We start from the raw sequence: 12,228 nt of genomic DNA on the forward strand, positions 1-12,228 counted from the left end.
CTATCGCCGCACTGTCGAACGCATCAGTCGCAGTGCCACGGACAGCGACGCCATGTCGTCCTGCTCGAGCCTGTTCACTTCCTCGAACATGTCCCGGGTGCGCTTGATGTTCTCCGCGTTGGCCCGTTCCCACTCGTCCAGCCTGGCCTCGGCCTGCTCCCCTGCCGGGGTGCTTTGCATGACCGCCACGGTGATGTCCGTGACCGTCGTGTACAGGTCGTCGCGCATGGCGGCACGGGCGAGCGACTGCCAGCGGTCCTCCCGCGGCAGCGCCGTGATCCGCTCGAGCAGGTTGTCGACGTCGAACCGGTCGTAAACCGCGTAGTAGACGCGTGCGACGGACTCGACCGGTTCGTCGATCTGCCCGGCGATGCGGGCGACGTCGAGCAAACCGAAGCTCTCGAACTGCTCGGCCCACTGCCGGGCGATCCCTGCGGGCAGCCCGCGTTCTTCGGCGGTTTCCAGCCATTCGTGCACGCGGACCAGGTCGTCGCCGCGCAGGTACTGAGCCAGGTTGTTGCGCAACGGGTCCATTTGGGGCTTGAACATCGCGACGCCTTCTGCGACCGGTGTTCCGCTGTCGACATGGTTGATATACCAACGCACTGCCCGGTCCAGCAGGCGGCGCATGTCCAGATGCACCATGCACCACAAATCCGTGGGGAAGCTGGCCGGCAACGCGTTCAACGCTTCCACGAGCTTGTCGAATTCGTAGATCTCGCGCAGCGCCACGAACGCCCGCGCCACGTCCGCCTCGGAGACGGACGTTTCCTCCATGACCCGGAAGGCGAAGGTGATGCCGCCCATGTTGATCATGTCGTTGGCAACGACGGTGGCGATGATTTCCCGGCGCAGCGGGTGGCCCGCCATATCGTCGCCGAACCGCTCGACCAGCTGGTGCGGGAAATAACCGCGCAGCACGCCGTCGAAGTACGGGTCGTCGGCCAGGTTGCTCTCGGTCAGCGCATGGGTCAGCTCGATCTTCGAGTACGCCGCCAGCACGGACAGCTCCGGAGAGGTCAGGCCCTGGCCGGCCGCGATCCGTTCGTGCAGCTCCTCGGTGGTCGGCAGCGCTTCGAGTTGCCGGTCCAGTTCGGCGTGGCTTTCCAGCCAGTCCATCAGGCGTTCGAAGCTCGGGCTCCACTCGATGATCCGCTGGCGGTCGTTGAGCAGCAGGACGTTCTGGTCGATGTTGTCCTGGATGACCAGGCGTCCGACTTCCTCGGTCATTGAATGCAGCAGGTCGGCCCGCTCCGCTACCGGCAGTTTCCCGGCGGCGACCATCTGGTCCACGAGGATCTTGATGTTGACCTCGTAGTCCGAGCAGTCCACGCCGGCGGAGTTGTCGATGGCATCGGTGTTGAGGATGATCCCCTTGCCGGCGGCTTCGATCCGGCCGCGCTGGGTCATCCCCAGGTTGCCGCCTTCGCCGATCACCTTGACCCGCAGGTCGGCGCCGTTGACGCGGATGGCGTCATTGGCCTTGTCGCCGACTTCGGCATTCGACTCGGTCGACGCCTTCACATAGGTGCCGATGCCGCCGTTGTACAGCAGGTCCACCGGCGCCTTCAGGATGGCCTGCAGCAGTTCGGGCGGACTCATGCTCGTGACCTGCGGATCGAGGCCGAGAACTTCCCGCACCTCCGCGGACAACGGGATCGACTTCACCGACCGCGGGTAGACCCCGCCGCCGGCGCTGATCAGCTTCTCGTCATAGTCCGCCCAAGAGGAACGGGGCAGCTCGAACAGGCGACGGCGCTCCTGGAAGGAGGCAGCGGCGTCGGGATCCGGGTCCAGGAAGATATGCCGGTGGTCGAAGGCCGCGACCAGCCGGATGTGCTCGGAAAGCAGCATCCCGTTCCCGAAGACGTCGCCGCTCATGTCCCCGACGCCGACGACGGTGAAGTCCTCGGTCTGGGTGTCGACGCCGAGTTCGCTGAAGTGCCGCTTAACCGACTCCCACGCGCCACGGGCGGTAATGCCCATCGCCTTGTGGTCGTAGCCGACCGAGCCTCCGGACGCGAAGGCGTCGCCGAGCCAGTGGCCGTATTCCAGCGAGATGTCGTTGGCGATGTCGGAGAAGCTTGCGGTCCCCTTGTCCGCGGCGACGACCAGGTAGGTGTCGTCGCCGTCCAGCCGGACCACCCGCTCGGGCGGCACCACGTCCTGGCCGGTTGCGGACCGGACCAGGTTGTCGGTGATGTCCAGCAGGCCGCGGATAAAGGTGCGGTAGCTTTCCTGCCCCTCCGCCATCCAGGCCGCGCGGTCCACGGCGGGGTCGGGCAGCCGTTTGGCGAAGAAGCCGCCCTTGGCGCCGGTAGGCACGATGACCGCGTTCTTGACGGTCTGCGCCTTGACCAGTCCCAGGATTTCGGTGCGGAAATCCTCCCGCCGGTCCGACCAGCGCAGTCCGCCGCGGGCCACGTCGCCGAAGCGAAGGTGGACGCCTTCGACTCGCGGCGAGTAGACCCAGATTTCGTATTTTGGCCGCGGGAACGGTGCACCCTCGATCCGCGACGGGCTGAGTTTAAAGCTGAAGTAGGGCTTGTCCTGGAAGTAGTTGGTGCGAAGCGTCGCGTCGATCAGGTTGGCCAGCGAGCGCAGCACCCGGTCCGCGTCAAGGGTGGGCACGGCTTCGAGTCCCGCCGCGAGCTCGGAGCGGGCGGCCTCGACCGCCGCCTCGCGGTCGCCTTCCAGGTCCGGATCGAAGCTGGCGTTGAACACCGCCAGCAGGGCGCGGGCCACTGCCGGGTTGGCCAGGAGTGTGTCGGAGACGAAGGCGTAGGAGACCAGGTTGCCCAGCTGCCGCAGGTAGCGGGTGTATGCGCGCAGCACCGCAACCTGGCGCCAGCCGATGCCCTCGGCCAGGACCAGCCGGTCAAAGCCGTCCGACTCGCTGCGTCCGGTGACGGCAGCGCCGAAGGCTTCCTCGAGCAGGTCGCCGGTGGCGATCGGGTCGACGCCCGCCGGATACCGGAGGCCGAAGTCGTACAGGAAGTAGTCTTCGCCGTCCGCCGTGTTGATCTCGAACGGGCGCTCGTCCAGTACCTCCAGCCCGGTGTTCTGCAGCACGGGCATGATGTTGCTCAGCGACCGGGCTTCCGGCAGGTACAGCTTCAGCCGGGCGTCGGCGGCGAGTACGTCGGCGCTGTCCTCGGGAACGTAGACGTGCAGCACCGGGGCCGCGCCGGGGTCGCCTCCCTCGTAGTTGCGGAAACGGGCGATGTCCTCGAGCGCGTCTTCCACCTCGTAGTCCACCCGGTAGCTGGGCGGGAACGCGTCCTTCCAGTTCGCCGAGAGGCGGGCAGCCTCCTCGCCGTCGAAATTGGCGCGCAGCACCTCTTCGATGCCCTCCGACCAGGACCGGGACGCCTGGGCAAGCCGGCGCTCAAGGTCGGCCGTGTCGACCTTCGGCACCGTGGAGGCACGCTTGAGGCGGATGCGGAAGAACAGCCTGGCCAGGGCGGATTCGGACATCCGCGCCTCGTAGTCGATGCTCTGCGGGTCGAAGGTGTTGCGCAGCTCCTGCTCGATCCGCAGCCGGACGGCGGTCGTGTAGCGGTCGCGCGGCAGGAACACCAGGGCCGACACGAACCTGCCGTAGGCGTCGGTGCGCAGGAACAGCCGGGTCCGGCGCCGCTCCTGCAGCCGCAGGATGCCCATCGCGGTCGCGGCCAGCTCCTCGACGTCCATCTGGAACAACTCGTCCCGCGGGTACGTTTCGAGGATCGACAGCAGGTCCTTGCCGGAGTGCGAATCGGCCGGGAAGCCGCTGTGCTGCAGCACTGCCGCGACCTTTTCCCGGGCAATCGGGACGCTCTTCACCGAACGGTTGTAGGCGCTGGTGGCGAAAAGGCCGATAAAGCGGCGCTCGCCGTCGACGTTGCCCTGCGCATCGAAGCTCTTCACGCCGATGTAGTCCAGGTATGCCGCGCGGTGCACCGTGGACCGCGAGTTCGCCTTGGTAATCACCAGCGCGCGTTTTTCCCGGGCGCGGGCACGGCCCTCTTCGGTGAGGTGCTGGACCCGCTTCGTGTCGCCGATGTGGCGCATCATGCCCAGGCCGCTGTCCTCGCGGACCAGGAGCACGTCTTCCCCGTCCTGGGTGACGAGATCGTATTCGCGGTAGCCCAGGAAGGTGAAATTCCCGTCGTCGAGCCACTCAAGCAGCTCCTTGGCCTCCTGCAGGTCGGGAATTTCCTCCGCTCCCACGACCGCATCCAGCGACGCGGCAACCTGCCGCACCTGCCGGCGCATGGCCGGCCAGTCCTCGACCGACGCCCGGACATCCGCCAGGACGCTCTTGAGGCCGGACATCAGCTCGGCGGCCTTGTCCGGCTCGATCCGTCCGGTCTCCACGGCCATCCAGGATTCGATCCGCAGGACCTGGTCGCCGCCGGTCTCGAAGGATCCCAGCTGCGGCAGTGCCGCCGTGTCGCCGCTGGAGACCCCGGCGGCGGCCGGCACCTGTTCCACGCCGGTGAGGTCGTGGCTGTCCCGGGCCCGGGTGGCTACAAAGGTGGGGTGCGTGATCATCCGGATGGCAATGCCGTGGCGCAGCAGCTCCGCGGTCACCGAATCGACCAGGAACGGCATGTCATCGGTGACGATCATGACGATGCTGGCCTCGGGTTCGTCCCGGATGGCGATCACGGGCTGCGCCGGCGGCCGGTGAACCGCCAGCTCCCGGTGCGCCAGCGCGCGGGCGCGGAGCACATCCGGACTGTAGCTCGCGGCATCCTCCGCGGCCAGGTGCTCATAGTATTTAGCGATGAATTCCTCATCGCCGGTAGCTGAGCTGGACAGATCCGCCATGCTGGATCCAGTCGACATGTAAAACGCCTCCGATAGGTGGGTCCCAACCGCGCCGTTGCGGTCCTTCGGCAAGCCTAACGCGGCGCGTTCAAAACTTCACTTTGACCGGGCACGACGGCGGATTCCCCGCCTGGGCGGCGCCGGCCGGCTTCCGGCCAGCCCGGCGATGGCGTGCCGCAGCGCAGAGCCCGGCGCGGATTCCAACAGGACCGAGCCGCCCAGCAGGGCGGCATCGGCTGCGGCGGTATCGGACGGCAGCAGGGCGGGGACGCCGGCGGCCGGCACGAACCGTTCCCAGGCCTCCCGCAACTGTGCTTCCGGCCGGGCTCCCACGGCTGCCGCCCGAACCTTGTTGAGCACCACTTCGGCCGAGGCGGAGGGGACGGCATGCGCCAGTTCGTCCAGCGCGCGGACCAGCCGCGGCAGCCCCACCGAATCCGCGCTGCCCACGGCCAGCACCCGGTCCGCCGCCTCCAGCACCCGCAACGTGGCACCATTGCGCCGGGGCGCCATCGAGTCAAAGCTCAGCTCCTCGTCGTGTTCCAGCGAGAAACCGCAATCCACGACGACGGTCTCCGCCACCGCCCGCGCCACGTCCAGCACCGCCCCGAGCGCCGACGGCCTCAGCTCGGTCCACCGGTCCACCCTCGTAATCCCGGTCAGCACCAGCATCGAGGTTCCGGCCACGGCTACCTTCAGGCAGACCCGTTCCAGGGCCGGGCTGTCCAGCACGCCCTGGTCCGCCAGCCGGCAGGCGTGGGCAAGCGCGGCAGATTCATCGAGCAGGCCAAGGAACGCGGCGACGCTGGCCCCGTAGGTATCCGCATCCATCAGCAGGGTCCGCCGGCCGGCGGCGGCGTATTCGGCGGCGAGGTTGACCGCCAAGGTGGTGCGTCCCGGCGCCCCGGCCGGACCCCACACCGCGACGAGTTCACCCTTGGCCCCTGCAGGTGCCGGCGGTTCAACCGCAGCGTCGTGCGGCCGCAGGGCCCGGGCGGGGTCGGCCAGCGCCGCCCCTCCCGGCGCGGCGGCTCCTGCTGCCGCTTTGGCCGCCGTCAGCGAGCGCAGCTGCGCGACGGACTCGGCCACCAGTGCTGCCAGGGCCACGGGCTCAACGGTTGCGGCACCCGTGCGGATGCCGAGCGCTTCGAGCCGGAGGCGTTCCCCGCCGTCGTCGGTCAACGCCACCACGGACACCTCGGCGCCGTGCAGCCGCTCCAGCACGCTGCCGTCGAGCTCCCTCGTCCGGCCCGCCACGATGGCCGCCCGGGCCAGCCCGGACTGCGCCGCCGCCAGCAACTCCGCGAGGTCGGTGCAGCGCCGGACCACGGTGACAGGCCCATGGAGCCGTTCCAGGCCGGTCACGAAGTCGGCGGCCGCCGTTCCCAGCGTGACGACCGGCAGACTCATGGAGTACCGGCCGGGTTGAGTACCACGTTGATGCGTGCCCCGTTGGCGAGGGCATGTAGCAGCGCCGGCATGGTGTCATCCCCCACCAGGACGTGCAGCCGTTCCGCCCCGGACGAGCCGAAAGCGGTGGTGGCGCGCGTCAACTGCGACACCTCGGCCGCCTCGAGCAGCCTCTCCGGCTCCTTGAAACCGTTGCGTCCGTCGGGCAGCGACACCCATACATCGACCCGGGAACCGGGACCGGCCTCCTCGGGCAACGGGCTCTCGATACTCAGGCCGATCGGTTTCCGGTCCAAGTCGTCGCCGGCACCCAGCACGGAAGCCGGCAGCAGTTCACCGCCCCGGACCAGCGCGGTAGCGACGGCATCTGCCGGCAACCCCGTTGCTGCCGGCAGATAAAGGCTGCCCGCCTCGCCCAGCCGAACGTCGACGACGACCACGTCGGCGGCGGAGATCGGTTGTCCCACCGCGATGTCCGTCCTAGCCGCCAAGACACCGGTGGTCTTATCCGCGCTGTTGACCAGCGCTGCAACTCCGGCCACCGAAGCCGCCACGAGCAGCAGCCCCACCAGCAACCGGGGATCTTTCCACGACGGGCGTTTCAACCGCTGTGCGACGGTTTTTTCTGCGATGGCAGCGCTCACGAATCTTCCTCCCCCCTTATTCCCGCGCCCAAGGGACAGCCAGGCTGCGCTCCGAGAGTCGGCCCCGAGGCCGCGGGTGGCACCATTCTGGCCGTGGCCCAGGGGAAAGGGAACCGCCGCGGCCACCCGGGCCGGATCTGGGGAAAACTTTTCAGAACCAACGGAGCCAGTTGGACCAAACGACGTCAAACGATGCCATAATGGCTGAAACCGTCCCCGCTTCGAAGGATCAGCCCATGCCGCGGTTCCTCACCCTGTCCGATGTGGCGGAGGAGTTGCAGATCTCCTCGTCGCAGACGTACGCCCTGGTTCGCAGCGGCGAACTTCCCGCCATCCAGATCGGCGGCCGGGGCCAATGGCGCGTCGAGCAGGTCATGCTCGACCAGTACATCCAGGACAAGTACGCCCAGACGCGGCGGCTGATCGAAGAGGCCAAGTCCACCACGGAATGAGCATTCAGTCCGGGCTGCGGGACACGAGGGCCGCAATGGCCGCGAAGGGCACCGTGTAGACCGACCGGACATTTGCCGCGCGCCTGTCCTCGCCCGACGGCACCGCCGCGAGGTCGAAGGAGTCCGCCCCGACCCTGTCGACCACCCCCTCGGCCGCCGGGATGCCGAGGCCACCCGACAGGTAGACCGCGACCGGTGCGCGGTCGCGGCCAAGGGCGCGCAGGGCGGAACCGAGCCCGAGCCGACGGGCCCCGGTCGAGTCGGCAACCGCATGCCGGCCCATTCCTTCGAGCAGTTGGACAGCGGCCAACGGCAGGAGCACGCTCCGCACTCCCTCGTACAGCACCAACCAGGTTGATCCGACATGGGCCAGCGTCCCCTCGAACCTGAGGTCTGCGCCTACACGGACGCGCAACCTGCTGTCCAGCTGCCCCCGAAGCCGGTCGGCCAGACCCACTGCCGCCAGCTCGATCCGGGCGCGCTCGTTTACCTCCGCTTCCAGCTCCAGCCGGTCTGCGGCGTGTAGCTGGGCCTCCAAATCGGCAAACAGGGCGTCCCAACGCATGGCGCCAGCCTAGGAACCTGCACCACATGCCGTCAACGGAAAACCTACTGCTTTACAACAAGCGTTTGAAGCTGCCACTATTGGAAACAAACAGCAGTAAACAGAATCAAACTACATCAAATGACGTTAACACGTTCTCTCCGGAGGCACTTCCCATGCTCAGAACCACCGCCGATCTGGCAACCACAGGGCTGGTGACGGCTTGTGCCGCCGTGCTGGTGCTCGCCGGGAGGGAGCTGGCCACCGGCGCCGCGTGGCCTTCGCAGAACTATCAGGACCTGCTGGCGCTCCTGTCGATCGGAGCCGGCGCGGCCGTGCTCTGTTGGTTGCTCCTGGGCATGGCGGCAGCGGCGGCCTGCGCGGTGCTGGCCAGGACCGGCCACAGCCGCCTGGCGGCGCGGTCGGCCGCGTGGAGTCCCGCGTTCCTGCGGCGCTTGGCGGGCGCCGTCGTCGGCCTCAATCTGGTGGTGGTCGCGGGCGCCCATGCGGCGGCCGCAACGCGTCCGGCCGAAGCCGCGGCCGGGACCGGCGCGTCCAGCGCTGCCCTGGTGGATCCCCGGTGGCAGCCGGACGGCCTGGCCGGTCGGGTAAACCCTCCGGTGGACCCCTCATGGAAGCCCGCTCCCCCGGCCGCGGCCCCGGGCGCCGTCGCCAAGCCGCCAACCCGGGAAGCCTCCGGCGCACCCCGGCTGGTTACCGTCACCGCCGGGGATTCCCTCTGGCAGCTCGCGGCCGCCGAGCTGGGCCCGCTGGCGACCGACGTGGAAATCGCCGAGCGGTGGCCGGAGTGGTATGCCGCCAACCAAACCCTCATCGGTCACGACCCCTCCCTAATCAAACCCGGGCAAACGCTCGTCGTACCTCCGCCCGGATAGTGAAGCTTTCCGGAAACGGCCGAGAGACGCACACGGGAGCCGTGCTGTGTGGCGCGGCTGGAAGCCAAGGCAGTACCAGTGGAAGGAAGGGCAGGACATGGACAACGTGCGACACCTCCCGGCCGTGCAGACGCCGGAGAAAGAAGCCGCGGCGGGCGCGCGCCTGGACACGCTGGCACCGGCGAGCGGGGCGCCCCGGCCCCTGACGGTACGGCGGGTCAAACCGGCCGGGCCGGACGGCTACTTTGCGCCCGTCATCCGGTTGCAGCCCAGGCGACCGGATGACACCCGCGGGATGGCCGGACCCGCCGCAGTGCCCCGTCCCGTTCCGCTGCCGGTGGGCGGGGACCCCGAGGCGGAGGCCGAACTGCTCCACGTCACGGCGATGGCCCGGTCCGTGGCGCAGGCCTGCCTGGAGGCCGTCTCCGGCACACGGCCGGTCCAACAGCTGGCTCGCTGGCTGGACCCCGCCAGCTACGAAAAGCTGGTGCACCGGGCGGACATCGCCAGGGCCCACCAGGCGCAACTGCGTTCCGATGGCCGGGCACCGCTGCGGCTGCACCGCAGCCCGGTGGTCCGCTCCGCCCGGGTGTGCCGTGCCGCCGACAGCGCCTATGAAGCGTCGTTGGTGGTGGCCGAGACCCGCCGGATACGCGCGGTGGCGCTGCGGCTGGAGTGGATCCGCGGACTGTGGAAGGTCACGGCCCTGGAGATCGGCTGAACCCGCAAACTACTTCCGGCGCTTGCCGCTCTTGGCGGGGCGCTTGTCCCTGGCGGGCGCTGCCGCCTTGGCCGGGGCCTGGCGTTCGACCCGTGTCTCGGCTTCCCCGGATGCACTGGGCGCCGTGAACTGCAGGGCCGCCGGCCGCTGCGGAGCTTCCAGCCCGGCCGCAGTGATCTGCGGCGCCGCCGCCGCCCGGGCGTCAGCGACCCCGGGGACCGTCGCCTCGGCCGGCTGCTGAACCTGTACCTCGAGGTTGAAGAGATAGCCGATGCTCTCTTCACGGATGGACTCCATCATGGCCTGGAACATCACGAATCCCTCGCGCTGGTATTCGACCAGCGGATCGCGTTGGGCCATGGCCCGCAGTCCGATGCCCTCCTTGAGGTAATCCATCTCGTAGAGGTGTTCCTGCCACTTCCTGCCGATCACCGAGAGCACCACGCGCCGCTCCAGTTCGCGCATGGTCTCGGAGCCGAGCGTCTGCTCCCGCTGGGCGTAGGCGACCTTAGCATCGGAGACAATTTCCGCGCGCAGGAAATCCGCCGTGACCCGCGAGCGCCCGCCGGCTTCCTCCAGCACCTCGTCGATCGTCAGTTCGATCGGGTAGAGCTGCTTGAGGTTGGTCCACAGCTGCTCGTAGTCCCAGTCGTCGCCATGGCCCTCAGCGGTGGCTTCGTTGACCATCGCCGTCACCACGTCCTCAAGGAAGAACGCGACCTTCTCGTGCAGGTCGTCGCCTTCCAGGATGCGCCGCCGGTCGTTGTAGATTGCCTCACGCTGCCGGTTGAGCACGTCGTCGTACTTCAGCACGTTCTTGCGCTGCTCGGCGTTCCGGCCTTCGACCTGTGCCTGGGCGTTCTGGATGGCCTTGGAAACCATCTTGGACTCCAACGCCACGTCGTCGGGCATGCGGGAGGAGTTCATGATCCGTTCCGCTGCGCCCGAGTTGAACAGCCGCATCAGGTCATCGGTCAGGGAGAGGTAGAAGCGGGATTCGCCCGGGTCGCCCTGGCGCCCGGAGCGGCCGCGGAGCTGGTTGTCGATGCGCCGTGATTCATGCCGTTCGGTACCCAGCACGTAGAGCCCGCCGAGCTCCTTGACCTCGTCGTGCTCGGCCTGTACGGCTTTCTGCGCCGCTGCCAGGGCGGCGGGCCAGGCGGCCTCGTAGTCTTCCGGGTTCGCGGCGGGGTCCAGGCCGCGGCGTTCCAATTCAGCCACCGCGTTGAACTCGGCGTTGCCGCCGAGCATGATGTCCGTACCGCGGCCGGCCATGTTGGTCGCCACCGTGACGGAACCCTTGCGGCCGGCCTGCGCGACGATGGCCGCTTCCCGGGCATGGTTCTTGGCGTTGAGCACTTCGTGCCGGATGCCCTGTTTCGCCAACTGCTTGGACAGGTACTCGCTCTTCTCCACGCTGGTGGTGCCCACCAGGACCGGCTGGCCCTTTTCGTGGCGCTCGGCGATGTCCTTCACGACGGCGTCGAACTTGGCGACTTCGTTCTTGTAGATCAGGTCCGACTGGTCGATGCGGGCCATCGGCTTGTTCGTCGGGATCGGAACCACGCCGAGCTTGTAGGTGCTCATGAACTCGGCCGCTTCGGTTTCGGCGGTGCCGGTCATGCCCGAGAGCTTGCCGTAGAGGCGGAAGTAGTTCTGCAGGGTCACCGTGGCCAGCGTCTGGTTCTCGGCCTTGATCTCGACGCCCTCTTTGGCCTCGATCGCCTGGTGCATGCCTTCGTTGTAGCGCCGGCCGGCCAGGATGCGGCCGGTGTGCTCATCGACGATGAGCACCTCGCCCTTGAGCACCACGTAGTCCTTGTCCCGCTTGAACAACTCCTTGGCCTTGATGGCGTTGTTCAGGAACCCGATCAGCGGCGTATTCGCCGATTCATACAGGTTGTCGATGCCGAGGTAGTCCTCGACCTTTTCGATGCCGGATTCCAGCACGCCGACGGTACGCTTCTTCTCGTCGACTTCGTAGTCTTCGGTGTCCTTCAGCCGCATCACGACGCGCGCAAATTCGGTGTACCAACGGTTCACGTCGCCGGAGGCCTGGCCGGAAATGATCAGCGGGGTGCGGGCCTCGTCGATCAGGATCGAGTCGACTTCGTCCACGATCGCGAAGTGGTGTCCGCGCTGGACCAGTTCGTCACGGCTCCAGGCCATGTTGTCGCGCAGGTAGTCGAAGCCAAACTCGTTGTTCGTGCCGTAGGTGATGTCCGCCGCGTACTGTTCGCGGCGCGTCGCCGGGTTCTGGTTCGACAGGATGCAGCCGCTGGTCAGGCCCAGGAAGCGGTAAACACGGCCCATCAGGTCGGACTGGTATTCGGCCAGGTAGTCGTTGACCGTCACCACGTGGACGCCCTTGCCGGTGAGCGCGTTCAGGTAGGCGGGCGCGGTGGCCACCAGCGTCTTGCCTTCGCCGGTCTTCATCTCCGCGATGTTGCCCATGTGCAGGGCTGCGCCGCCCATCAGCTGGACGTCGAAGTGGCGCAGGCCGAGCGTGCGGCTGGCGGCTTCGCGGACGGCCGCGAATGCCTCCGGGAGCAGGTCGTCGAGCAGCTCGCCGTCCTGGTAGCGCTGCTTCAACGTGTCGGTTTCCCCGCGCAACTCGGCATCCGTGAGGGACTTGAAGTCCTCTTCCAGGACGTTGATCGCATCGGCGTAGCCGCGCAGCCTCTTCAGCGTCTTCTTGTCGCCGGTACGAAGCACACGCTCGAGAATCGTTGGCACTACATAGCTC

Annotated in this window: 8 protein-coding genes; 3 read left to right on the forward strand and 5 right to left on the reverse strand. The window is 67.9% G+C overall.

All coding sequences use genetic code 11. The features are described from left to right. The 3 genes from AC5RVV_RS04635 to AC5RVV_RS04645 form a co-directional block, all read right to left on the reverse strand. Complete coding sequence (locus AC5RVV_RS04635; protein ID WP_494000212.1) at window positions 1-4,833, reverse strand: NAD-glutamate dehydrogenase; 4,833 nt, start codon at window positions 4,831-4,833, stop codon at window positions 1-3. 78 nt (window positions 4,834-4,911) lie between these two features. Then, the gene (locus tag AC5RVV_RS04640) at window positions 4,912-6,225 is read right to left on the reverse strand and encodes a CpaE/TadZ family protein (RefSeq protein WP_494000213.1); all 1,314 of its coding nucleotides are present in this window, start codon (window positions 6,223-6,225) and stop codon (window positions 4,912-4,914) included. After that, window positions 6,222-6,869 carry a hypothetical protein gene (locus AC5RVV_RS04645; RefSeq protein WP_494000214.1) on the reverse strand — a complete coding sequence of 216 codons (648 nt, stop codon included), beginning with the start codon at window positions 6,867-6,869 and terminating at the stop codon, window positions 6,222-6,224. Before AC5RVV_RS04645 ends, AC5RVV_RS04640 begins: the two co-directional genes overlap by 4 nt. A gap of 236 nt (window positions 6,870-7,105) precedes the next feature. Here AC5RVV_RS04645 and AC5RVV_RS04650 point away from each other — a divergent pair, with 236 nt between their 5' ends. Continuing rightward, a complete protein-coding gene (locus AC5RVV_RS04650; RefSeq protein ID WP_493979122.1) occupies window positions 7,106-7,321 on the forward strand; it encodes a helix-turn-helix domain-containing protein in 216 nt (71 codons plus the stop codon). A gap of 4 nt (window positions 7,322-7,325) precedes the next feature. Here the strand turns inward: AC5RVV_RS04650 and AC5RVV_RS04655 are convergent, their stop codons facing one another. After that, complete coding sequence (locus AC5RVV_RS04655; protein ID WP_494000215.1) at window positions 7,326-7,886, reverse strand: hypothetical protein; 561 nt, start codon at window positions 7,884-7,886, stop codon at window positions 7,326-7,328. Window positions 7,887-8,041: 155 nt separating this feature from the next. Between AC5RVV_RS04655 and AC5RVV_RS04660 the strand changes: the two genes are divergently transcribed. Together AC5RVV_RS04660 and AC5RVV_RS04665 are read left to right on the forward strand one after the other, a co-directional pair. Further along, window positions 8,042-8,761, forward strand: coding sequence for a LysM peptidoglycan-binding domain-containing protein (locus tag AC5RVV_RS04660; protein WP_494000216.1), 720 nt, complete (start codon window positions 8,042-8,044; stop codon window positions 8,759-8,761). Window positions 8,762-8,858: 97 nt separating this feature from the next. After that, the gene (locus AC5RVV_RS04665) at window positions 8,859-9,482 is read left to right on the forward strand and encodes an Rv3235 family protein (protein ID WP_494000217.1); all 624 of its coding nucleotides are present in this window, start codon (window positions 8,859-8,861) and stop codon (window positions 9,480-9,482) included. 9 nt (window positions 9,483-9,491) lie between these two features. On the opposite strand, the gene secA is transcribed toward AC5RVV_RS04665, so the two are convergent. Then, a complete protein-coding gene (gene secA / locus AC5RVV_RS04670) occupies window positions 9,492-12,218 on the reverse strand; it encodes a preprotein translocase subunit SecA (protein ID WP_494000218.1) in 2,727 nt (908 codons plus the stop codon). Window positions 12,219-12,228 lie beyond the last annotated feature (10 nt).

The organism is Arthrobacter sp. MDT2-34-1, assembly GCF_059091365.1.